Annotated in this window: 15 protein-coding genes and 1 pseudogene; 7 read left to right on the top strand and 9 right to left on the bottom strand. The window is 70.3% G+C overall.

Annotation, left to right across the window (positions count from 1 at the left end; genetic code table 11):
* Positions 1 to 199: 199 nt before the first annotated feature.
* Positions 200 to 4000, top strand: a complete 3801-nt coding sequence (locus tag ITI46_RS21645) for an ABC transporter ATP-binding protein (protein ID WP_209241357.1) — start codon at positions 200 to 202, stop codon at positions 3998 to 4000.
* Between the two features lie 31 nt (positions 4001 to 4031).
* On the opposite strand, the gene ITI46_RS21640 is transcribed toward ITI46_RS21645, so the two are convergent.
* Positions 4032 to 4259 (bottom strand): hypothetical protein, encoded by a 228-nt coding sequence (locus ITI46_RS21640; protein WP_209241356.1) that lies wholly within the window; start codon positions 4257 to 4259, stop codon positions 4032 to 4034.
* Positions 4260 to 4275: 16 nt separating this feature from the next.
* Positions 4276 to 4773, bottom strand: a complete 498-nt coding sequence (locus tag ITI46_RS21635) for an NUDIX hydrolase (protein ID WP_209241355.1) — start codon at positions 4771 to 4773, stop codon at positions 4276 to 4278.
* Between the two features lie 158 nt (positions 4774 to 4931).
* Between ITI46_RS21635 and ITI46_RS21630 the strand changes: the two genes are divergently transcribed.
* Positions 4932 to 6380: a S28 family serine protease gene (locus ITI46_RS21630; RefSeq protein WP_209241354.1), complete on the top strand. Its 1449-nt coding sequence runs from the start codon at positions 4932 to 4934 to the stop codon at positions 6378 to 6380.
* A gap of 40 nt (positions 6381 to 6420) precedes the next feature.
* On the opposite strand, the gene ITI46_RS21625 is transcribed toward ITI46_RS21630, so the two are convergent.
* Entirely contained in the window at positions 6421 to 7248 is an 828-nt protein-coding gene (locus tag ITI46_RS21625) for a sugar phosphate isomerase/epimerase family protein (RefSeq protein WP_209241353.1), read from the bottom strand.
* 84 nt (positions 7249 to 7332) lie between these two features.
* Entirely contained in the window at positions 7333 to 8481 is a 1149-nt protein-coding gene (locus ITI46_RS21620; RefSeq protein WP_209241352.1) for a LacI family DNA-binding transcriptional regulator, read from the bottom strand.
* Positions 8482 to 8696: 215 nt separating this feature from the next.
* Between ITI46_RS21620 and ITI46_RS21615 the strand changes: the two genes are divergently transcribed.
* Genes ITI46_RS21615 through ITI46_RS21605 form a run of 3 tightly spaced genes read left to right on the top strand, consistent with a single transcriptional unit; the run spans position 8697 to position 11955 of the window.
* Positions 8697 to 9869, top strand: coding sequence for a Gfo/Idh/MocA family protein (locus tag ITI46_RS21615; RefSeq protein ID WP_209241351.1), 1173 nt, complete (start codon positions 8697 to 8699; stop codon positions 9867 to 9869).
* A complete protein-coding gene (locus ITI46_RS21610; protein ID WP_209241350.1) occupies positions 9866 to 11095 on the top strand; it encodes a dihydrodipicolinate synthase family protein in 1230 nt (409 codons plus the stop codon). The genes ITI46_RS21615 and ITI46_RS21610 overlap by 4 nt, the downstream gene beginning before the upstream one ends.
* Positions 11092 to 11955, top strand: coding sequence for a sugar phosphate isomerase/epimerase family protein (locus tag ITI46_RS21605; protein ID WP_307808267.1), 864 nt, complete (start codon positions 11092 to 11094; stop codon positions 11953 to 11955). Before ITI46_RS21610 ends, ITI46_RS21605 begins: the two co-directional genes overlap by 4 nt.
* A gap of 200 nt (positions 11956 to 12155) precedes the next feature.
* On the opposite strand, the gene rbsD is transcribed toward ITI46_RS21605, so the two are convergent.
* The 5 genes and pseudogenes from rbsD to ITI46_RS21575 all read right to left on the bottom strand — a co-directional run bounded on the left by rbsD (position 12156) and on the right by ITI46_RS21575 (position 18236).
* Entirely contained in the window at positions 12156 to 12545 is a 390-nt protein-coding gene (gene rbsD, locus ITI46_RS21600; RefSeq protein ID WP_209241349.1) for a D-ribose pyranase, read from the bottom strand.
* Positions 12542 to 13576: a ribokinase gene (locus ITI46_RS21595; protein ID WP_209241348.1), complete on the bottom strand. Its 1035-nt coding sequence runs from the start codon at positions 13574 to 13576 to the stop codon at positions 12542 to 12544. The genes rbsD and ITI46_RS21595 overlap by 4 nt, the downstream gene beginning before the upstream one ends.
* 108 nt (positions 13577 to 13684) lie before the next feature.
* Positions 13685 to 15677 (bottom strand): annotated as a pseudogene (locus tag ITI46_RS35840) (ABC transporter permease/substrate-binding protein).
* Positions 15667 to 17232: a sugar ABC transporter ATP-binding protein gene (locus ITI46_RS21580; protein WP_209241345.1), complete on the bottom strand. Its 1566-nt coding sequence runs from the start codon at positions 17230 to 17232 to the stop codon at positions 15667 to 15669. The pseudogene ITI46_RS35840 and the gene ITI46_RS21580 overlap by 11 nt, the downstream one beginning before the upstream one ends.
* Positions 17229 to 18236: a LacI family DNA-binding transcriptional regulator gene (locus ITI46_RS21575; protein ID WP_209241344.1), complete on the bottom strand. Its 1008-nt coding sequence runs from the start codon at positions 18234 to 18236 to the stop codon at positions 17229 to 17231. Before ITI46_RS21575 ends, ITI46_RS21580 begins: the two co-directional genes overlap by 4 nt.
* A 269-nt stretch (positions 18237 to 18505) precedes the next feature.
* Between ITI46_RS21575 and recD2 the strand changes: the two genes are divergently transcribed.
* Positions 18506 to 20746: an SF1B family DNA helicase RecD2 gene (recD2, locus tag ITI46_RS21570; RefSeq protein ID WP_209241343.1), complete on the top strand. Its 2241-nt coding sequence runs from the start codon at positions 18506 to 18508 to the stop codon at positions 20744 to 20746.
* 175 nt (positions 20747 to 20921) lie between these two features.
* Positions 20922 to 22226, top strand: a complete 1305-nt coding sequence (locus tag ITI46_RS21565; RefSeq protein ID WP_209241342.1) for a citrate synthase — start codon at positions 20922 to 20924, stop codon at positions 22224 to 22226.
* Positions 22227 to 22684 lie beyond the last annotated feature (458 nt).

Genomic DNA, 22684 nt, shown 5'->3' with positions numbered 1-22684 from the left:
CCCGGTGCCTGCGCCCCTCTCCGCTCCTGCGCTCCCCTCCGCCCCTCGGGCGCTCTCCGCCCGCGCCTCCGCGCTCCGCTCGCTCCTGGGCGCTCCCGTCCCACTCCTGGGCACTCCGGGATGAAAATCCGACCCTTTGATGTTGGGCTTTCCGCAGAGAAGGCCGGGATGGGCCCGACGCGAAGGGACTGGGGACGTCGTGACGAAGGAGAGTGCCAGTAGGCAGGGCTGGGCGCGGCGGCTGGCCGGGTACTGCTGGCGGTACAGGCGTGCGGTCGTGCTCGCGCTGGGCGCCTCGCTGGGCGGCATGGCCGTCATGGCGCTCGTACCACTGCTGACCAAGATCATCATCGATGACGTGGTGGTCGGCGGGAAGGGCAGCCTGTGGACGTGGATCGGGCTGCTGATCGCCGCGGCTGCCGTCATCTACGTACTGACCTATGCCCGCCGCTACTACGGCGGGCGGCTCGCGCTGGACGTGCAGCACGACCTGCGGACCGAGATGTACCGCTCGATCGTGCGGCTGGACGGCCGCAGCCAGGACGAGCTGTCCACCGGGCAGGTCGTCGGGCGCGGCACCAGCGACCTCCAGCTGGTGCAGAGCCTGCTGTTCATGCTGCCCATGATGATCGGCAACGTGCTGCTGTTCCTGGTGGCGCTCGTGGTGATGCTCGTTCTCTCGCCACTGCTGACCCTGGTGTCGGTGGCCGTCTTCCCACTGCTGTGGTGGGTCGCAGATCTCAGCCGTAAGCGTCTCTTCCCGGCGACCTGGTACGCGCAGCAGCAGGCCGGTGCGGTCGCCTCCGTAGTGGACGGATCGGTCACCGGTGTCCGCGTGGTGAAGGGGTTCGGTCAAGAAGCGCAGGAGACCGGAAAGCTCCGGGCCATCAGCCGGAAGCTGTTCGCCGGGCGGCTGCGCACCGTACGCCTCAACGCGCGCTACACCCCGGCCCTTCAGGCAGTGCCCTCCCTGGGGCAGGTCGCGATGCTGGCGCTCGGCGGCTGGATGGCCACCCGCGGCGAGATCACCCTGGGCACCTTCGTCGCCTTCTCCACCTACCTGGCGCAGCTGGTGGGCCCCGTCCGGATGCTGGCCATGATGCTCACCGTCGGACAGCAGGCACGGGCAGGTGTCGAGCGGGTCTACGACCTGATCGACACCGAGCCGCAGATGGCCGAGAGCCCGCACGCGCGCCCCCTGCCGAAGTCCGCCGACGCCTCGGTGGAGTTCGAGGACGTCACCTTCGGCTACGCGCCGGACAACCCGGTGCTGGACGGCTTCAGTCTGCGGATCGAGCCGGGCGAGACGGTCGCCCTGGTGGGCGCCAGCGGCAGCGGCAAGTCCACCGTCTCGATGCTGCTGCCGCGCTACTACGACGTGACGGGCGGAGCCGTGCGCGTCGGCGGCCAGGACGTACGCGATCTGACGCTGGACTCCCTGCGCTCCGCCATCGGCCTCGTGCCGGAGAACCCGTTCCTGTTCTCCTCGTCCCTCAGGGAGAACATCGCCTACGGCGCCCCCGACGCCACCGACGAGGAGATCCGCGCCGCCGCGCGCGCCGCGCAGGCCGACCGCTTCATCCAGGAGCTGCCCGACGGCTACGAGACGGCAGTCGGCGAGCAGGGGCTGACCCTCTCCGGCGGCCAGCGGCAGCGCATCGCGCTCGCCCGCGCGCTGCTGACCGACCCGCGCCTGCTGCTCCTGGACGACGCCACCTCGGCCGTCGACGCCCGCGTGGAGCACGAGATACACGAGGCGCTGCGCGAGGTCATGGCGGGCCGTACGACGCTGCTGATCGCCCACCGGCAGTCCACCCTGGCGCTCGCCGACCGCATCGCGGTGCTGGACGGCGGCCGGCTGGCCGACATCGGCACCCACGAGGAGCTGACCGAGCGCTGTGCCCTCTACCGCCGGCTGCTGACCGACCCGGACGAACTCGGCGACGTGGAGCGCGACCCGGCCGGCATGGCGGTGCACGACGCGCACGACACCGTGGACGGGGTGACGCCCCAGCTGTGGGTGCGCGAGCAGGAAGCGGAAGCGGACGGTGCGGGCCCGGCGGGCAGCACCGGCACAGCCGCCGCACAGGCTGGCCGGCCCGGCGCCTTCGGCGCTGAACTCGCGGGGCTGCCAGGCAGCCCCGAACTGCTCGCCAGGGTGGCCGCGCTGCCGCCCGCCGACGACACCCCGGACGTGGACGAGGAGCGCGCCGAGCAGCGCGAGGACTCCTACGGGCTGCGCCGCCTGCTGCGCGGCTTCGGCGCGGCCCTCCTGGTCGCCCTCGTCTTCGCCGCACTGGACGCCGGGTTCGGGCTGCTGCTGCCCGTGCTGATCCGGCACGGTATCGACGACGGTGTGGAGAAGGGCGCACTGGGCGCCGTCTGGTTCGCCTCCGGACTGGCGCTGGCCGTGGTTGTCGTCCAGTGGGCGGCGCAGGTCGGCTCGCTGCTGCTGACCGGGCGTACCGGAGAGCGGGTGCTGTACGCCCTGCGGGTGAAGATTTTCGCGCAGTTGCAGCGGCTTGGACTCGACTACTACGAGCGGCACTTGGCGGGTGCCGTGATGACCCGGATGACGACCGACGTGGACGCGCTGTCCACCTTCCTGCAGACCGGTCTGGTCACCGCTGTCGTCTCGCTCTTCACCTTCCTGGGCATCCTCGGCGCACTGCTGGTGCTGGATCTGCAACTGGCCCTGGTCGTCTTCGCGACGCTGCCGTTGCTGATCGTCGGGACGGTCTTCTTCCGCAGGCAGAGCGTCAAGGCGTACGAACTGGCCCGCGAGCGCGTCAGTGTGGTCAACGCGGATCTCCAGGAGTCGGTGGCCGGGCTGCGGATGGTGCAGGCGTTCCGGGGCGAGGAGCGCGGTGCCGAGCAGTTCGAGCGCCGCAGCGACGGTTACCGCAGGGCGCGGGTGCGCGGGCAGTGGCTGATATCCGTCTACTTCCCCTTCGTGCAGCTCCTCGCCTCCGTGGCGACTGCCGCGGTGCTGGTGGTCGGCGCCGGGCGGATCGAGAGCGGTACGTTGACGGCGGGCGCGCTGGTGGCCTACCTGCTCTACATCGAGCTGTTCTTCGCGCCGGTGCAGCAGCTCTCCCAGGTCTTCGACGGATACCAGCAGGCGGCCGTCTCACTGCGCCGCATCCAGGAGCTGCTGCGCGAGGAGAGCAGCACGCCCCAGGCGGCGTCCCCGCGCGAGCTGCCGGGGCTGCGCGGCGAGATCGAGTTCCGGGATGTGCACTTCCGCTACGCCACCGCCGACCCGGCCGGCGCACAGGGGGAGGAGGCAGCGCTCTCGAGCGTCCGGCTGACCATCCCGGCCGGGCAGACCGTCGCCTTCGTGGGCGAGACCGGAGCGGGCAAGTCCACCCTGGTCAAGCTCGTCGCCCGGTTCTACGACCCGAGCGAGGGCGCCGTCCTGGTCGACGGCCACGACCTGCGCGACATCGACCTGACGGGCTACCGGCACCGGCTCGGAGTGGTGCCACAGGAGCCGTACCTCTTCCCGGGCACCGTGCGGGACGCGATCGCCTACGGCCGGATGGACGCGACGGACGCCGAGGTGGAGGCGGCGGCCCGGGCGGTCGGCGCGCACGACATGATCGCCTCCCTTTCGGGCGGCTATCTGCACGAGGTGGACGAGCGGGGCCGCAATCTCTCCGCCGGGCAGCGGCAGTTGATCGCGCTGGCCCGTGCCGAACTGGTCGACCCGGCGGTCCTGCTGCTGGACGAGGCCACCGCGGCGCTCGACCTGGCCACCGAATCGCTGGTCAACCAGGCAACCGACCGGCTGGCCGGGTCGCGCACCACGCTGGTGGTGGCCCACCGGCTGACGACTGCCGCGCGGGCCGACCGCGTCGTCGTCCTCGACCACGGCCGGATCGCCGAGGACGGCACCCACGAGGAACTGGTCGCCCGCGGCGGACGCTACGCGGAGCTGTGGCGCACTTTCGCGGGCACCCCCACCACAGGTGGTCCGGAGCACGCGCTGGCCCAGTGACGCGCCTTGAAGGGGCACCCCCTGACGCGCACTACGACGGTCGGTTCCGTGGGTGACGGCGGGCGGTGCGCTCGTTGCCGCGCTTGTAGTTGCCCGTCCAACGGGCCATGACCAGTTGGGCATCCCCGGCGGCGACCTCCCGGAGGAAGCGCTCCGCGCGGGACCCGCGCAAGGTGGTGACCGGACGGCCGTGGTGGGTTATCACCACGGCCGTCGCGCCGTCGCGTTGTTCGTAGGCGAATCCGTGTGGCTGCGGCATACGCCGACCGTAAGCCTCAAGTGCCGCACAGGCGCACCACATATTCGTCCACCGTCTGCACCTCGCCGTAGGGCAACGGCTCCTCGCCGGCCCGCCAGTGGATCGCGGAGATCTCATCGGTGGGCGTGAAGGGCAGCGCTTCCGTCAGCTCGCCGGTGTAGACGGCGCCATAGAGCACCCGCTGTTCGGGTCCGAGCGAGGTGCGGGCGAAGCCGGCGAAGCGCAGTGCTGCCGGATCGACGAACTGGCAGGTCTCCTCGCGCAGTTCCCGTGCCGCCGCCTGGCGCGGACTCTCGCCCTCCTCGATACCGCCGCCCGGCAGCTCCCAGCAGGCGCGGCTGCGGACATGGACCATCAGCAGCCGGCCGGAGTGCCGGACGGCCAGCAGGACATAGCCCACAGGTGCGTCGGGGAAGCGGGCGTTCTCCTCTTCCCGGTGGAAGGAGAGCAGCCGCATCCCGCGCGGGCCGGTGGCCAGCGGGGCGGGCGTCGGCGGGGTGGCGGGATCAGTCATGACGGCAGCGTAGACCTGGGCACCGACAGCGCAGTTCGCACCGCTGAGCGGTGTGCGCTCTTCCGGATTCCGTACACCCGGCGGCTGCCGGGGTCTGGCGGAGCCGCTCCGGCGCCGATAGGTTCTCGACGACTTTTGGCGAAGCAAGGGGAGGGTGAATGCGTAAATCGCTCAGATGGTTGCTCTCTTTGGTGGTGCTCATAGGCACCTTCAGCGTCGGCAGCGCCACAGCCGGGGCGGCACCCACAGCAGGTACCGCGGCAGGGACGGCAGCGGACTCCGCAGCCGGTACCGACATCAAGGACCGCATTCTCGCGGTGCCAGGGATGAGCCTCATCGAGGAGAAGCCGGTCGACGGATACCGCTTCTTCCTGCTCAACTACGAACAGCCGGTGGACCACCGGCACCCCGGCAAGGGAACCTTCAAGCAGCGCATCTCCATCCTGCACAAGGACACCAACCGCCCTACGGTCTTCTTCACCAGCGGCTACGACCTCAACACCAAGCCCAGCCGCAGTGAGCCGACGCAGCTGACGGACGGCAACCAGGTCTCCATGGAGTACCGCTTCTTCACCCCCTCCCGGCCGAAGCCCGCCGACTGGTCGAAGCTCACCATCTGGCAGGCGGCCAGTGACCAGCACCGCATCTACCAGGCGCTCAAGCAGATCTACCGCAAGAACTGGATCGCGACCGGCGGCAGCAAGGGCGGAATGACGGCGACCTACTACCGCCGCTTCTACCCGCAGGACATGGACGGCACGGTCCCCTATGTCGCTCCGAACGACGTCCGCAACAGCGAGGATTCGGCGTACTACAAGTTCTTCGAAAACGTGGGCTCCAAGGAGTGCCGCGACCGGCTGAACGCCACACAGCACGAGATTTTCGAGCGGCGCGGTGAGATGGTCTCGCGCATCAAGGCGTGGGCCAAGGAGAACGACTACACCTTCAAGCTGGCTGGCAGCGCCGACAAGGCGTTCGAACTGGTCGCGCAGGACCTGGTGTGGGGCTTCTGGCAGTACCACCTGGAGAGCGAGTGCGACGAGGTGCCCGGCACCGACGCCTCCACGGACGCGCTCTACAAGTGGGCCGACGAGATCGGCGGCTGGGAGGCCGGTACCGACCAGGGCATGCTGCCGTACACCCCGTACTACTACCAGGCGGGCACCCAGCTGGGCTCGCCCGACTACGAGGAGCCCCTCCTCGACGACGTGCGCAAGTACCCGGGCCTGAACGTCCCGCGCACCTACGTGCCGCGCGACATCCCGATGGAGTTCAACAAGCACGACAGGGCGATGCGTGACATCGACCGCTGGGTGCGCAGCAGTTCCTCGCAGATGCTCTACATCTACGGCGAGAACGACCCCTGGGGAGCCGAGCCGTTCCGTCCCGGCAGGCACACCAAGGACACTGCCGTCTACTGGGCGCCCGGACAGGACCATGGGGCGAGGATCGCCACGCTCAAGGCGGACGACCGGGAAGCCGCCACCCGCATGCTGATGAAGTTCGCCGGCCTCAAGACGGACCCGGACGAGAAGCCGAAGCGGCTGACGGCCTACAACAAGCAACTGGACAAGCCGCAGAAGGACAAGCTCCAGCTGCGCCCCTGACGGTCCGGGGCAGCCGTGCTGGTGTGAAGGCAGGGCTCGGCTAGGCGGCGTCCGCGAGCAGGCCCAACAGGTGTTCGCGGACCTTCGGCAGCAGCTCGGGCAGCTCGCGTACCTCGGGGTACCAGCGCTTCTCGTACTCCCAGCACAGCCACTCGACGCCCGTCCCCTCCCCGGGGGCGGGCGTCTCGGCGTCCGTCGCCCGGGTGAGCAGTTCGGCGACGTCCGTGAGCGGCAGTACGCCCTCGCCGGGCGGCAGTGGGGTGGTGTCCTCCCGGGAGGCGATGTCCTTCACCTGCACGTAGCCCAGATACGGGCCGAGCAGCCGGTACGTCTCCTCCGGGTCCTCGCCGGCCCGCCAGGTGTGCATCACGTCCCACAGGGCACCTGCCCCGGGGTGGTCCACCTCGCGCAGGACGCGCGCCGCGTCCGTGCCAGTGCTGTGCGAATCGTGCGTCTCCAGGAGCACCCGCACCCCCAGACCGTCCGCGATGGCGGCGGCCTCCCGCAGCCTCCGCACGGCCGTCGCGTCGCCCTCCGCGAGGTCGGGGCCGCCACCGGGGAAGACCCGGGCATACGGGGCACCCAGGTCGTGCGCCAGCTGCAACAGTGCGCGCACATCCTCCAGTACGGGCGCGTCGTCGCCGCTCTCGGCCATCCGCGGATACCCGGCGACGCTCAGCAGTGTGACGCCGGATTCGGCGAACTGCTGCACCACCCGCTGCCGCTCGCTCAGGTCGAGGCCGGGGTGTACGGGCTCCTCCGGATGGCCGCGCAGTTCGATCCCGTGGAAGCCCGAGCGGACGGCCAGGTCCAGCACTTCGGGAACGGGCATGCCGGGGACGCCGAGAGTGGAGAACGCGAGTCGCATGCGCTCACCCGATCAGATGCCCCTCCCTCCGGCAAGGCTCCAGCAGCACGTGTCGGCCACCCCCGGGACAGCGGGAGCCGCGGCTCAGCCCCCGGCGCGCGGCGGCGCCGTGGAGGCGCGGACCACCAGTTCGTGCCCCATGGCCGCCATCCCGTCCTGCGGCGGCGGCAGCGTGCCCAGCGCGAGCTGTCCGGCACGGGCGCCCGCCTCGTGCAGCGGCAGCCGCACGGTGGTCAGCGCAGGGGACGCGTCGGCGCTGAAGGGCAGGTCGTCGAAGCCGGCGACCGACACGTCCTGGGGCACGCGCAGACCCATCTCGCGCAGTGCCGCGCAGACGCCCAGCGCAACAGTGTCGTTGGCGGCCAGTACGGCGGTCGTCTCGGGCGCCCTGCGCAGCAGTTCGCGGGTGCCCTCGTAGCCGGAGGAACGGTCGTAGCCCCCGCCGTGCACGGTCAGCCTCTCGGCCCGGTCCGCGTCCAGGCCGCCATGCGCTTCCAGTGCCGCCCGGTGGCCCTCCAGCCGGTGCCGGGTGGTGGTGCGCTCGGCCGGGCCCGCGACATAGCCGATGTGCCGGTGGCCCAGCGTCAGCAGATGCGTGGTCAGGGCGTGTGCACCGCCCCGGTTGTCGAAGGCGACGGTGAGGACCGCTCCAGCCGCGCCCTGGGACCGCACGGGTGCGCTGCTCGCGGTCCGCTTCGAGGTGCCGCGCCGGGCCTCCCGCGCCGTCGCCGCGTCCTCCAGGGGCGGTCTGCCGCACAGCACGATCCGGGTGCCGCCCGCGGCCAGCCGTCGCAGCCGGGTGGCCAGGGCAGCGCTGTGCTCCGGGTCCTCCACGGCGCCGCCGGTCAGTACGACCGCCGCGGCGCGCTGGCGTTGCAGCAGTGTGAGATAGGTGAGCTCCCGCTCCGGTGAGCCACCGGTGTTGCAGACCACCGCGAGCTTCTGTGGCACGGGCCCTCCGTACGCGCGGCCCTCCAGTTCGCCCTGTACGGCGCTCGCGATGATGCCGAAGAACGGGTCGGCGATGTCGTTGACGAGGATGCCCAGCAGGTCGGAGCTGGCGGCTGCCAGCGCGCTGGCGGGGCCGTTGACGACGTACTCCAGCTCGTCCACGGCGCGCAGTACGCGGTTCCTGGTGGCGTCGGCGACCGGGTAGTTGCCGCTCAGCACGCGGGAGACGGTTGCCGAGGAGACGCCCGCGCGTGCGGCGACATCCGCCAGGGTCACTGCCATCCGTTCCTCCGCATCCTCCCGTTCGAGACATGTTCCCACGTGCGACTACGCCGCCGCGCCGGGCGTCAAGTCCCTTGTGTGAGCTTTCGCTTGGGTCTACGGTGAGCGTGAGTGTAGAAAGCGCTTACTGCGCCGCGTGTGCGCAGCAGCAGCGCCCCCAGTCGTCCCGCCTCACCACACGCTCCACCACCGCGACAGCAGGGAGACGAGCACACGTGTCACGCAGGACAGTCCGGATCGCCATGAACGGCGTGACCGGCCGGATGGGTCACCGCCAGCACCTCGTACGCTCCCTCCTCGCGCTGCGCGAGGAGGGCGGCATCGACCTCGGCGGCGGCGAGACACTGTGGCCCGAACCGGTCCTGGTGGGCCGAAGAGAACAGGCGCTGCGCGCCCTAGCGCACACCTACGGACTGGACCCGGAGTCCGTTTCCACCGACCTGGACGCGGTGCTGGCCGACGACAGCATCGACATCTATTTCGACGCGCAGGTCACCTCGGCGCGCCAGGAAGCCCTCAAGAAGGCCATTGCGGCAGGCAAGCACATCTACGCGGAGAAGCCGACCGCCACCTCGCTGGACGGCGCGCTGGAGCTGGCCAGGGCGGCGTCCAGGGCAGGGGTCAGGCACGGCGTCGTCCAGGACAAGCTCTTCCTGCCCGGCCTGCGCAAACTCTCCAGGCTGGCCGAGAGCGGCTTCTTCGGCCGGGTGCTGTCCGTACGGGGCGAGTTCGGCTACTGGGTCTTCGAGGGCGACTGGCAGAGCGCCCAGCGCCCCTCCTGGAACTACCGCGCGGAGGACGGCGGCGGGATCGTCAGCGACATGTTCCCGCACTGGGAGTACGTGCTGCACAACCTCTTCGGCCGCGTCACCTCCGTCCAGGCACACGCCACCACCCACATTCCGCGCCGCTGGGACGAGCAGGGCGAGCCGTACGAGGCGACAGCGGACGACGCGGCGTACGGCATCTTCACCCTGGAGGGCGGAGCCGTCGCACAGATCAACTCCTCCTGGGCGGTACGGGTGCACCGGGACGAGCTGGTCGAGTTCCAGGTGGACGGTACCGAGGGTTCAGCAGTGGCCGGACTGCGCGGCTGCCGCTACCAGCACCGGGCGGGCACCCCGAAACCGGTGTGGAACCCGGACCTGCCCGCCACCGAGCGCTTCCGCGACCAGTGGCAGGAGGTGCCCGACAACGACGGCGACGAGAACACCAACGGCTTCAAGGCGCAGTGGGAGCTGTTCCTGCGCCATGTAGCCGAACCGGACGGTGGCCGGCCCTACGCCTGGGATCTGCTCGCCGGCGCACGCGGGGTGCAACTGGCGGAACTGGCCCTCAGGTCCTCGGCCGAGGGACGGCGCCTCGAGGTTCCGGAGCTGGCGCTGTGATCCGGCTGCCGGACCCCGCCACCGGGGGCATCCGCAGTTACGAGCCGCGCCGCACGCCCGCGGATGCGGTGGCCGGCTTTCACGGCGGCAGCCGCGGTACGGCCGGGAGGGTACCGCTCGCCTCCCGTACCGTTTTCGCCGCGGCGCATGTGGTGGCCGACCCGCTCGCCGACACCTCGCCCGAAGGGCCGGCAGCGCTCGACTGGGAGGCCACGCTCGCCTTCCGCCGCCATCTGTGGGAGCACGGGCTCGGGGTGGCCGAGGCGATGGACACGGCACAGCGCGGCATGGGCCTGGACTGGGCGGGTGCCGCCGAGCTGATCCGGCGCTCGGCCGCCGAGGCGAGCGCGGTCGGCGGACGGCTGGCCTGCGGCGTGGGCACCGACCAGCTGGGCCCGCACGGGCACGGGCCGCGCGTGCCCGGCCCGGACGCGGAGCCGCGGAAGGTGCTGGCGGCGATCACCGCAGCCTACGAGGAGCAGCTGGCGCTCACGGAGGACACCGGCGCGCAGGCCATCCTGATGGCGTCCCGCGCACTGGCCGCTGTCGCGCGTGGTCCCGAGGACTATGAGCATGTTTACGGCGCACTGTTGCGCCAGGCGAGCCGCCCTGTGGTGCTGCACTGGCTGGGCCCCATGTTCGACCCCGCGCTGGAGGGCTACTGGGGCAGCGGCGAACTGGACGAGGCCACCGGCACCTTCCTGCGCATCATCGCGGCGCACCCCGAACGCGTCGACGGAGTGAAGGTCTCACTGCTCGACGCCGACCGCGAAGTGGCGCTGCGGCGACGGCTGCCCCGGGGCGTCACCTGTTATACCGGTGACGACTTCAACTACCCGCAGCTGATCGAGGGCGACGAGGCGGGGCACAGCGACGCGCTGCTGGGCGTCTTCGATCCGCTGGCCCCGCTGGCCGCGCACGCCGTACGGATGCTCGACTCCGGTGACGCCGCCGCGTTCCGGGCCGTGCTCGATCCGACCGTCCCACTGGCACGCCATCTCTTCCAGCAGCCGACTCGCTACTACAAGACCGGCGTGGTGCTGCTCGCCTGGCTGGCCGGGCACCAGGAGCACTTCACGATGGTGGGCGGACTCCAGTCGGCCCGCTCCCTGCCGCATCTGGCGCGCGCCTACGAACTCGCCGACTCCCTGGGTCTCTTCCCCGACCCGGAGCGGGCCGAGCACCGGATGAGACAGCTGCTGGCCGTCCAGGGGGTGGCCCAGTGAGCCCGGCACAGGGCCCCGGCCAGGCCCCCCGGCAGGGGCTGGCCAGGCTCTCGGTCAACCAGGAGACCGTCCGCCAGCTCTCGCTGCCCGAACTGGCCCGGCTCACCGCCGAACTGGGCATCGGGGGCGTCGGACTGTGGCGCGACCCGGTGCGCGCCTATGGCCCCGCAGCCGCGGCCCGCCTCATGCGCCAGCACGGACTGGCCGTCACCTCGCTGTGCCGGGGCGGCTTCTTCACGGCAGTGGAGACGCGGGAGCGCCGCGCCGCGCTGGACGACAACCGGGCGGCCCTCGACGAGGCGGCCGAGCTCGGCACCGGCGTACTGGTGCTCGTCTCGGGCGGCCTGCCGGACGGCGAGCGCGACCTGGCGGCGGCCCGCGAGCGGATCGCCGACGCGCTGGCCGAACTCGCCCCCTACGCGCGGGAGCGCGGCGTCCGCATGGCCCTCGAACCGCTGCACCCGATGTACGCCTCGGACCGGTGCGTGGTCTCCACGCTCGGCCAGGCCCTCGAACTCGCCGAGCGGTTCCCCGCCGACGAGGTGGGGGTGGTCGTGGACACCTACCACCTGTGGTGGGACGAACGGGTGCCTCGGCAGCTCGCGCGGGCGGGCGAGCTGGGCAGGATCGCACTCTTCCAGCTCGCCGACTGGATCACACCGCTGCCCGAGGGCGTGCTGCTGGGCCGGGGGCAGTTGGGGGACGGCGCGGTCGATCTGCGGGCCTTCCGCACCTGGACGGACGCAGCCGGCTACCGGGGACCGGTCGAGGTGGAGATCTTCAACCCGGTGCTGTGGGAGCGGGACGGCGCCGAGGTGCTGCGGGAGACCGCGGCGAGATATCTCCAGCACGTGCTGTAGAGCCGCGCCGGGCTGCTACAGGTGGCGCGGAAGAAAGTCACCCACTGCTGTGCAACCCTTTCGCTCAGTGGTGGGTCAAACCTGTATCGGCGCTCCCTGGGGGGAAGAAGCGGGAGTCCGAGGGGGGATGCGAAGGGCCCGGTCCACGGACCGGGCCCTTCGAAGCTTTCTGCGGCACTGCTGCGCTCGAACTCCCGCCCTCAGAACGGCACTCCGCAGCGCAGCACCACGTTCGCGTACGGCCTGGCCTCGCCGGTACGCACCACCAGCCGGGCCTGCCGGGTCAGCACCTTCAGGTCTTCGTGCGGCACAAATTCCAGCCCGGGGAAGTGACCGTCCAGCAGCGAGCCGCACTCCGGGTTGGCCTTCCGCACCTCTGCGGCGGCGACCGCGCCCTCGACCTCCAGCTCCTCCAGCAGCCCGGTGAGCACTTCGGCGAAGGAGGGCACTCCGGTGCGGAAGGCGAGGTCCACCACTGTGGGGCCCTGGGGGATGGGGAGGCCGACGTCGCACACCACGACCAGGTCGGTGTGCCCGAGTTGGGCCAGGGCGCCGCTGAGGTGGCGATTGAGTATTCCGGACTTCTTCACTGCGCTCTCTCCTGCCCGACGGCCTGGACTTCCTGCGCGCTGGGGTAGGACTCCTGCGCGCCCGGCCGGGTGACCGCCAGAGCGCCGACCCGTACCGCGTAGCGCACGGCTTCCTCCAGGCTGTCGCCGCGGCCCAGCCGCCAGCCCAGCGCGCCGGTGAAGGCGTCGCCCGCTCCGGTGGTGTCCACGGCCTTTACGCGCGGACTGGGCACCCGCGCCGTGCCGATCCGGTCCGCAGCGCCGGCGTCCACGCCGGGCCCGGCCACCAGTGCGCCGTCCGCCCCCAGGGTGACCACGACGCTGCGCGGGCCGAGCGCGAGCAGCGCGGTCGCCCACTGTTCGGGCTCGGTGCTCAGCGGCTGCCCGTCGTCCAGCAGCAGCCGCGCTTCATGTTCGTTGACGACCAGAGGGTCGCACAGGGCCAGTACGTCCTCGGGGAGCGCGGCAGGGGGTGAGGGGTTGAGCACCACCCTGGCACCGTGCTCGGCCGCGGAGCGGGCCGCCGCGGCAACCGTCTCCAGGGGGATCTCCAGCTGGAGGGAGACAACGGCAGCGGCCTCGAAGAGGTCACGTGCCGCCGCCACGTCGTCCGGCGTGAGCCGGGCGTTGGCGCCGGGGGAGACGACGATGCTGTTGTCGCCGGCCGCGTCCACGGTGATGAGGGCGACGCCGGTAGGTGCGCCCTTGCCCTCTTCGGCGTCCTGTGCGGCGCCGTCCGTGCTCACCGTGCCCGGCCTGTCCACCGTGCCGGGCAGATCCGCCGTACCGACGAGGAGCCCCGCCGTCCCGGCGCCCGCCGCACGCTGTGCCTCGGCCAGCATCCGGCCGTACGCGTCGTCGCCGACGCGCGCCAGCAGCGTGGTGCGGGCGCCGAGCCGGGCGGCTGCCGCCGCCTGGTTCGCGCCCTTGCCGCCCGGGTGGATCACCAGATCCGACCCGAGCACCGTCTCGCCGGGGCCCGGTCGGCGGTCGAGCCCGATGACCAGGTCGGCGTTGGCGGAACCTACGACCAGCAGGTCGTATCCGTGCATCCGGGGTGCTCCTTCTCCTCCCGTGCGGACACGGCTGCCCGCACGGGTCCCGCGCGGGCAGCCCTGCCCGCGACGGGCCGTTCAGCCTCTCGTCGGTGCGGCTCCGGGTCAGGAGAACCGGTCGACGTTCTTCTTGGTGACGACCTTCACCGGGACCTTGATCTGCTTGTCGACGGTGGAGCCGTCGATGACGCGCATGGCGTTGCGGACGGCCATCTTGCCGAGCTCGTCGGGCTGCTGGGCGACCGTCGCGTTGATGGTGCCCTTCTTGATGGCCTTCATCGCGTCGGGGGTGCCGTCGAAACCGACGATCTTGACACTCTTGCCGGCCTTGGAGCCGAGCGCCTTGACCGCGCCGAGTGCCATCTCGTCGTTCTCCGCGAACACCGCGTCGATGTCCGGGTGTGACTGCATCGCGTTGGTGGTCACATCCAGGCCCTTGGTCCGCTGGAAGTCCGCGGGCTGCTTGGTGACGACCTTGATGCCGGGGTACTTCTTGAGGCCCTCGGTGAAGCCCTTGCCGCGCTCGCGGGAGGCGGAGGTGCCGGTCTGGCCCTGCAGGTGGAGAACTTCACCCTTGCCGCCGAGCTGGTCGGCGATCTCCTTGGCGGCCTGCTTGCCGCCCGCGATGTTGTCGGAGGCGACGGTGGCCTTCACATCCGCCTTGTTGACACTGCGGTCGGCAGCAATGACCGGAATATTCGCATTGTTCGCAGCCTTGACGGAGGGGGCCGCGGCATCGGAGTCAACGGGGTTGATAATGATCGACTTCACCTGCTGCGAGGTGAAGTTCTGCACCTGGTTGGCCTGCTGGGAAGCGTCGTCCGAGGCGTTCTGGACGCTCAGCTCGGCACCCTGTGCCTTGGCCTCCTGTTCGGCGCCCTTCTTCATCTCGACCATGAAGGGCTGGTTGAGGGCCGATATGGCAAAGCCGATCTTGGGCTTGTCCTTACCGCCGCTCGAACCCTTGCCGGAGCCACAGGCCGTTGCCGTCAGTGCGACTGCCGTTGCCACGATGACGACAGACGTGTTCGTTCTCTTGCTCATTGCTGCATTCCTTGCAGTCGGCAGATGGATGAACTACGCGAGCTCCCCCGTCGCACAAAGATCATGCGCGGCGACGCAGTGTATCGAGGAGCACCGCGAGCGCAATAACCACCCCAATGACCACCTGCTGCCAGAAAGCGGAAACATCGAGAAGGTTGAGGCCATTGCGCAGAACAGCGAGGATAAGCGCGCCGATCAGTGTTCCGGAAGCCTTACCCACACCTCCCGCGAGACTGGCCCCGCCAATCACGACGGCGGCAATCGCGTCCAGTTCGTAACCGTTGGCGGCCGTCGGCTGGGCGGAGGCGAGCCGGGAGGCCAGGACGATTCCGGCGACGGCGGCGAAGGTGCCCACCAGGGTGTAGATCACCAGCTTCTGCCGGCGGACCCGGATTCCGGACAGGTGCGCTGCTTCCTCGTTGCCGCCGATCGCGTACATCGACCGGCCGCTGTAGGTGCGGTTGAGGACCAGCGCGGCCAGCAGGCCCATCAGGATCATCACGATGACCGGCACCGGAAGCCATTCCCCGATCGTCTTGCCGATCCAGGAGAGGGAGTCGGGCAGCAGCACCGGGTTGCCCTCGGAGACGACCTGTGCCAGACCGCGCGCCGCCGAGAGCATCGCCAGCGTCGCGATGAAGGGCGGCAGCTTGCCGTAGGAGATCAGGATGCCGTTCACCAGTCCGGCGGCGGTGCCGGAGAGGATGGCCAGGACGACGCCAAGGAAGACCGGCATGCCCTGAGTCGTGGTGAACCAGCCGAGCATCACCCCGGAGAAGGCCGCCACCGAACCGACGGACAGGTCGATACCGCCCGAGACGATGGCGAAGGTGACGCCGAAGGCGAGGATCGCGGTCACGGCCGCCTGCACGCCGACGTTCAGCAGGTTCGTCGTCGTGAAGAAGTCGCCCGTCCAGAACGACAGCACCACGACCAGGACGGCGAGCGCGGTGAGTGCGCCGTTGTCCTCCAGGACGCGGCGTACCCGGTTCGGCGGCCCGCTGCCGCCGGGGCGCTTGTCCAGGCGGTGACCCGGCTGCGTGTCAATGGCCACGGGGAGAATCCTCCATCTCGCTCGTACCTGGCGCGGAGGTGCCGACGGCCAGGGCCATCACGGCGTCCTGGGTCGCTTCCCGCGCGGTCAGTTCACCGGCGATCCGGCCCTGGGACATCACCAGGACCCGGTCGCTCATGCCCAGCACCTCGGGGAGGTCACTGGAGATCATCAGCACCGCGTGACCGGAGGCCGTCAGCTCGTTGATGAGCTGGTAGATCTCGACCTTGGCGCCCACGTCGATGCCGCGGGTGGGTTCGTCGAGGATCAGCACGCGGCTGTTGGCGAGCAGCCACTTGCCGATCACGACCTTCTGCTGGTTGCCGCCGGAGAGGGTGCGCACGTGCTGGTCGAGCCCGGCCATCCGTACGCCGAGCCGGTCGGCGATCCGGGAGGCCGCCTTGCGCTGCCCCGCGCGGTCCACCAGGCCGGCCCGGCTCGCCTCGCGCAGGGTGACCAGGCCCAGGTTCTCCGCGACCGAGGCGTCCGGCAGCAGGCCCTGGCCCTTGCGGTCCTCGGGGACCAGCCCCAGGCCCGCCGCGTGCGAGGCCCACACATCGCCGCCGCGCAGCTGCTTGCCCGCCACCTCGACGCGTCCCGCGTCGTAGCCGTCGGCGCCGAAGACCGCGCGTACCACCTCGGTACGGCCCGCGCCGACCAGCCCGGCGATGCCGACGACCTCACCGGCGCGCACCTCGAAGTTGATGTCCTGGAAGACGCCCTGCTTGCGCAGTCCCGTCACCCGCAGCAGCGGTGCGGCCGAGGCGGCGGCCTGTTCGGCGGCCACCGTCTCGCGCGGGTACTGCTGGTCGATGCTGCGGCCCACCATCAGCCGCACCAGCTCCTCCTGCGGAGTGCCGGCCGGGACCTGGCCGACACTGCGGCCGTCGCGCAGCACGGTGACCCGGTCGCCGATGGCGGGGATCTCCTCCAGGTGGTGGGTGATCAGGACGATGCCCACGCCCTCGGCCCGCAGCTTGCGGACGATGGCGAAGAGGCGCCCGACCTCCTCGGCGGTGAGCACGGCGGTCGGCTCGTCCATGATCAGGACGCGGGTGCGCAGGCTGAGCGCCTTGGCGATCTCGACCATCTGCCGCCCGGCGATGCCCAGCTTGCCCACCGGGGTGCGCGGCGGTGCGGTGACACCGACCCGGTCCAGCAGCACCTGCGCGTCGGCTTCCATCTTCTTGCGGTCCACCAGGCCGAGCCTGCGCGGCTGCCGGCCCAGGAAGATGTTCTCCGCGATGGACAGGTGCGGCACCAGGTTGAACTCCTGGTGAATAGTGGCGATACCGAGCTTCTCCGCGGCCTCGGCATCGGCGATGCGCACTGCCTTGCCCTCACGCAGCACCCGCCCGGCGTCCGCGCGGTAGGTACCGGAGAGCACCTTGATCAGGGTGCTCTTGCCGGCGCCGTTCTCGCCCAGCAGGACGTGCACTTCGCCGGCGCGCAGGTCGAAGTCGACACCGTCGAGGGCGACCACGCCGGGGAAGGTCTTGCGGATGCCCTCCGTGCGCAGCAGTTCCCGTGCCGGGGGCGGGTCTGGGGTGGTCAACGACGCGTCCTTTCGTCTTCGCCGCAGGAGCGGCGCGCTATGAGGTGGGCGGAGAGCGTGACGGAACCGGCGCTCCTGCCCTCCACCAGGTCGGTCAGCGCGGCGACCGCGCGGTGGCCCAGCTCCTGGGTGGGCTGGGCGATGGCGGTGATCGGGGGGTCGGTGTGCAGGAACCACGGGATGTCGTCGAAGGCGGCGAGCGACACGTCGGACGGCACCCGCAGGCCCAGCCTGCGCAGCTGCTCCATGACGCCCAGCGCCATCAGGTTGTCCGTCGCGAAGATGGCGTCGGGCGGCTCCGGCAGCGCGAAGAACCGTTCGGTGGCCCGCCGTCCGCTCGCCGTCTGGAAGTCGCCCTGGCCTATGTAGGCGTCGGGCAGCGGCAGGCCGTGCTCCTGCAGCGCCGAACGGAAGGCGCGGACCCGTTCGTTGCTGGTCGTGCTCGCGACGGGCCCGGTGATGATAGCCAGCCTGCGGTGTCCGAGGGCGTACAGATGAGCGACGAGATCGCGAACGGCGGGCCGCCCGTCGGCACGCACCAGCGGTACGTCCAGACCCTCGATCCACCGGTCGACGAAGACCATCGGGATGCCCAGCAGCGCGGCCTCGCGCAGCGCGACGGAATCGCCGGAGGCGGGGGAGACGAGCAGTCCGTCGATCCGGCGGTCCAGCAGCGTGCGCACGTGGTGGTCCTGGAGCGTGAGCTGTTCGTCGGCGTTGCCGATGATCACGCTGTAGCCGCTCTCGCGTGCCGCGTCCTCGACCGCGCGGGCGAGTTCGGTGAAGAAAGGATTCAGTACGTCGCTGATGACCAGCCCGAGAGTGCGCGTCTGGTCGGTGCGCAGCGAGCGGGCCAGCGTGTTGGGCCGGTAGCTCAGCTCGGAGACGGCGGTCAGCACCCGGGCACGGGTCTCCTCACGGACGCCGCTGTGGTCGTTGAGGACCCGCGAGACCGTGGCGACGGAGACGCCCGCACGAGCCGCGACGTCCTTGATGCCTGCCATTGCCGTGCTTTGTCCAAGCTGGGAGAGGGGGGTGAAGTGCTCCCAAGTGCAGGGCGCTCAGGGGCGCCGCGCTGCGCATGGAAACGATTACATCGGTCATGCAATGTGATGTGCGCATGGTGACGCAAGTTGAAGACGTGGCCGATGCAGGATCGTGATGATGCTCGTGCAGACGTAACTGCGGTGGTCACGCGGACCGTTCCGGTGGTGAGCCCAGAGTTATCCACAGGGCTGCCGCGATGTCGGTCGCCGAGGCTACGGTCGGTGACATGACGTTCCAGCCTGCGGTGCTCGAAGGGGTACTAGAGCGCATCACCTACGCCAATGAGGACAATGGTTACACCGTTGCGCGAGTCGACACCGGCCGCGGCGGTGGCGAACTGCTCACGGTCGTGGGTGCGTTGCTGGGCGCCCAGGCGGGGGAGTCGCTGCGGATGGAGGGCCGCTGGGGCTCCCACCCGCAGTACGGGCGCCAGTTCCATGTGGACAACTACGTCACGGTGCTGCCGGCCACCATCCAGGGCATCCGCCGCTATCTGGGCTCGGGTCTGGTCAAGGGCGTCGGGCCGCGCATCGCCGACCGCATCGTCAGCCACTTCGGGGTCGACACTCTGGAGATCATCGAGGCGGATCCGAACCGGCTGATCGAGGTCCCCGGCCTGGGCCCCAAGCGCACCAAGCTGATCGCCGCGGCCTGGGAGGAGCAGAAGGCCATCAAGGAGGTGATGGTCTTCCTCCAGGGCGTCGGCGTCTCCACCTCCATCGCGGTGCGCATCTACAAGCAGTACGGCGACGCGTCGATCTCCGTGGTGCGTGGCAACCCCTACCGGCTGGCGGCCGATGTGTGGGGCATCGGCTTTCTGACGGCCGACCGCATCGCCCAGTCCGTCGGCATACCGCACGACAGTCCCGAACGGGTCAAAGCGGGCCTGCGGCACGCCCTTTCCCAGTCGTCCGACCAGGGCAACTGCTATCTGCCCGAGGAGCGGCTGATCTCGGAGGCGGTCAAGCTCCTCCAGGTGGACACGGGCCTGGTCATCGACTGCCTCGGCGAACTGGCGGCCGACGAGGAGGCCGGCGGTGTCGTACGCGAACCGGTGCCCGACCCGGAGGACCCGGAGCGCACCCTCACGGCCGTCTATCTCACCCCCTTCCACCGCGCGGAGGTGGCGCTGGCCGCCCAGCTGAAGCGGCTGCTGCGGACGCGGGAGGACCGGCTGCCCTGGTTCCAGGACGTCGACTGGGACAAGGCGCTGGGCTGGCTGGCCGAGCGGACGGGTGCCCGGCTGGCGCCCGAGCAGGAGGAGGCGGTGCGGCTGGCGCTCACCAGCCGGGTGGCGGTGCTGACGGGCGGTCCCGGGTGCGGCAAGTCGTTCACGGTGCGCTCGGTGGTCGAGCTGGCCCGCGCCAAGCGGGCCCGGGTGGTGCTGGCAGCGCCCACCGGCCGGGCGGCGAAGCGGCTGGCTGAGCTGACCGGCGCCGAGGCATCCACCGTCCACCGGCTGCTGGAGCTGAAGCCGGGCGGGGACGCTGCCTATGACAGGGACCGCCCACTGGAGGCGGACCTGGTGGTGGTGGACGAGGCGTCCATGCTCGATCTGCTGCTCGCCAACAAGCTGATCAAGGCCGTCCCACCGGGCGCCCATCTGCTGCTCGTCGGGGATGTGGACCAGCTGCCCTCGGTGGGCGCGGGAGAGGTGCTGCGCGATCTGCTGGCCGAGGAGGGGCCGGTGCCGGCGGTGCGGCTGCGCCGGGTTTTCCGGCAGGCCCAGCAGTCGGGCGTGGTGACCAACGCCCACCGCATCAACTCCGGCACCCAGCCGCTCACCCAGGGGCTGGAGGATTTCTTCTTCTTCGTGGAGGAGGACACCGAGGCGGCCGGGCGGCTGACCGTGGATGTGGTGGCCCGGCGCATCCCGGCGAAGTTCGGGCTCGACCCGCGCCGCGATGTGCAGGTGCTCGCGCCCATGCACCGCGGCCCGGCAGGCGCGGGCGCGCTCAACGGGCTGCTCCAGCAGGCCGTCACCCCGGCCCGCCCCGGGCTGCCGGAAAAGCGGTTCGGCGGTCGGGTTTTCCGGGTGGGGGACAAGGTCACCCAGATCAGAAACAACTACGAGAAGGGGGCGAACGGCGTCTTCAATGGCACGGTCGGAGTGGTCACCGCGCTGCAACCCGACGACCACCGGCTCACGGTGCTGACGGACGAGGACGAGGAGGTCGGCTATGACTTCGACGAGCTGGACGAGCTGGCCCACGCCTACGCGGTGACCATCCACCGCTCCCAGGGCAGCGAGTACCCGGCAGTAGTGATCCCGGTCACCACGGGTGCCTGGATGATGCTCCAGCGGAATCTGCTCTACACAGCGGTGACGAGAGCCAAGCGATTGGTGGTGCTGGTGGGGTCGCGCAGAGCCCTCGGCCAGGCGGTCCGCACCGTCTCGGCAGGGCGCCGCTGCACAGCGCTGGACCACCGGTTGCGCGCCGCTGCGCCTTCTCGGGAGGCGCAATGAGTGCCAGGGGGTGACCATGACGCCCAAGAGGGTGCAGGATAGCTAGTTGGGCGGCACTGCGTGCCACCATGGAGCCCTCTGGCTGACCCCCAGTGCACCGCACGGCGCTGGATAAGGGAGAGTGGAAGAAGTCAGGGCACCTCGAAGAAGAGGCACTACGTCGGTGAGGGATGACGTGAGCGAACACCGCGACAGCGAGAACTCCGTAGTACTCCGCTACGGGGACGGCGAGTACAGCTACCCGGTCGTCGACAGCACGGTGGGCGACCGTGGCTTCGACATCGGCAAGCTGCGTGCCCAGACCGGTCTGGTGACCCTGGACTCGGGATACGGGAACACCGCCGCCTACAAATCCGCCATCACCTACCTCGACGGTGAGCAGGGCATCCTGCGCTACCGCGGCTATCCGATCGAGCAGCTCGCCGAGCGCGGCACCTTCCTGGAGACCGCGTATCTGCTCATCAACGGCGAGCTGCCCACCGTCGACCAACTGAGCGTGTTCAAGAACGAGATCACGCAGCACACCCTGCTGCACGAGGACGTCAAGCGGTTCTACGACGGCTTCCCGCGTGACGCCCACCCGATGGCGATGCTCTCCTCCGTGGTCAGCGCGCTGTCGACCTTCTACCAGGACAGCCACAACCCGTTCGACGAGCAGCAGCGGTATCTGTCGACCATAAGGCTGCTGGCCAAGCTGCCGACCATCGCCGCGTACGCCTACAAGAAGGCGATCGGCCACCCGGTGGTCTACCCGAGCAACGACCTCGGCTATGTGGAGAACTTCCTGCGGATGACCTTCTCGGTCCCGGCGCAGGAGTACGACCTGGACCCGGTCGTGGTCAACGCCCTCGACAAGCTGCTCATCCTGCACGCGGACCACGAGCAGAACTGCTCGACCTCCACCGTGCGCCTCGTCGGCTCCTCCCAGGCCAACATGTTCGCCTCGATCTCGGCGGGCATCAACGCCCTCTGGGGCCCGCTGCACGGCGGCGCCAACCAGAGCGTGCTGGAGATGCTGCAGGGCATCCAGGCATCCGGCGGCGACGTCGACAGCTTCATCCGCAAGGTGAAGAACAAGGAAGACGGCGTCAAGCTCATGGGCTTCGGCCACCGCGTCTACAAGAACTTCGACCCCCGGGCGAAGATCATCAAGGCGGCGGCCCACGATGTGCTCTCGGCCCTCGGCAAGAGCGACGAGCTGCTGGACATCGCGCTCCGCCTGGAGGAGCACGCGCTCTCCGACGACTACTTCGTGGAGCGCAAGCTCTACCCGAACGTGGACTTCTACACCGGTCTGATCTACCGCGCGATGGGCTTCCCGACCAGCATGTTCACCGTGCTGTTCGCGCTCGGCCGGCTGCCGGGCTGGATCGCCCAGTGGCACGAGATGATCAAGGAGCCGAACTCGCGCATCGGCCGCCCGCGGCAGATCTACACGGGCATCGTCGAGCGGGACTACGTCCCCGTCGAGGCTCGCTGACGCGCTGCCGCTCTTTCGGGGTAAATCCCGGGGGAGCGGCCGGCGCCTCCCGATGGGCCGACGCCTTGGCACCAGCACAAATGGAAGATCCCAGTCCGAACGGACTGGGATCTTCCATTTGTGCGGATTGACGACGAGACGTAGGTCACAGAAATTGGGGGGTAACCATAGGTGGGGTTCGTGGGTCTAACCGGGTGGCGTCGGCCTCCCGGCGAAGCCCGCGCCACTGCTCACATCCGTCTTGGGGGACGGATGCGAGGTGAAGGAACGGTGAACGTGCACGGGGAGCTTTGAGCGGCCCTCCCGACCGTACGGACACCCTGGAAGCGCCCGGCCAGGATCCCGTGGGGGGAATCCGTGACCGGGAATCGGAAGCGCCCCGTCGACGGGCCCGTGGGGGGACCCGACCGACGGGGCGCTTTTCGCTGCGCGGGGGCCAGACGCTGCGGGGTGCGCCC

The sequence above is a fragment of the Streptomyces oryzae genome, assembly GCF_017676365.1.
Classification (GTDB): domain Bacteria; phylum Actinomycetota; class Actinomycetes; order Streptomycetales; family Streptomycetaceae; genus Streptomyces; species Streptomyces oryzae.
The sequence above is the reverse complement of the archived record's forward strand: the minus strand, read 5'-3'. Positions and strand labels throughout refer to the sequence as shown.

What these genes read in the sequence shown, in the direction of transcription:
- ITI46_RS21640 (WP_209241356.1), bottom strand. Translation starts at nt 4,259, where the DNA reads ATGCCGCAGCCACACGGATTCGCCTACGAACAACGCGACGGCGCGACG.
- ITI46_RS21635 (WP_209241355.1), bottom strand. Translation starts at nt 4,773, where the DNA reads ATGACTGATCCCGCCACCCCGCCGACGCCCGCCCCGCTGGCCACCGGC.
- ITI46_RS21630 (WP_209241354.1), top strand. Translation starts at nt 4,932, where the DNA reads ATGCGTAAATCGCTCAGATGGTTGCTCTCTTTGGTGGTGCTCATAGGC.
- ITI46_RS21625 (WP_209241353.1), bottom strand. Translation starts at nt 7,248, where the DNA reads ATGCGACTCGCGTTCTCCACTCTCGGCGTCCCCGGCATGCCCGTTCCC.
- ITI46_RS21620 (WP_209241352.1), bottom strand. Translation starts at nt 8,481, where the DNA reads ATGGCAGTGACCCTGGCGGATGTCGCCGCACGCGCGGGCGTCTCCTCG.
- ITI46_RS21595 (WP_209241348.1), bottom strand. Translation starts at nt 13,576, where the DNA reads ATGCACGGATACGACCTGCTGGTCGTAGGTTCCGCCAACGCCGACCTG.
- ITI46_RS21575 (WP_209241344.1), bottom strand. Translation starts at nt 18,236, where the DNA reads ATGGCAGGCATCAAGGACGTCGCGGCTCGTGCGGGCGTCTCCGTCGCC.
- recD2 (WP_209241343.1), top strand. Translation starts at nt 18,506, where the DNA reads ATGACGTTCCAGCCTGCGGTGCTCGAAGGGGTACTAGAGCGCATCACC.